The sequence below is a fragment of the Amycolatopsis sp. SID8362 genome, from assembly GCF_010550475.1.
Classification (GTDB): domain Bacteria; phylum Actinomycetota; class Actinomycetes; order Mycobacteriales; family Pseudonocardiaceae; genus Amycolatopsis; species Amycolatopsis eburnea.
Window position 1 is genome coordinate 1 of the sequence record NZ_JAAGNB010000853.1, and the last position, 312, is coordinate 312.

General features: G+C 78.2%; 1 pseudogene. It reads left to right on the forward strand.

Annotated elements, in window-relative coordinates:
• Positions 1–312 (forward strand): annotated as a pseudogene (locus tag G3I65_RS26465) (hypothetical protein); the annotation flags it as partial.

The following is a 312-nucleotide window of genomic DNA, read 5'->3' on the forward strand; positions in this document are numbered from 1 at the left end:
TCGTCGCGCCGGACGGGCGGCAGCTGCCCCTGGGCGTCCGCGGTGAGCTCCGGTTGGCCGGGATGGCCACCGGCGTGCTCGCGCACTGGCGCACCGACGGGTCCCTGCACGTCCACGGCCCGCGCGAGCGCCAGCTGTCCCTCGGCGGCACCCGCGTCGACCTGGCGACCGTGGAAGACGCGCTGACCGCGTACACCGACGTCGTCGCGGCCGCCGTCACCGCGCGGGTCACCGACGGCGGGACCGAGCTGGTCGCCGTCGTGCAGGCGCCGGACAAGCCGCAGCTCGCCGCCGACCTGGCCCGGCACGCCG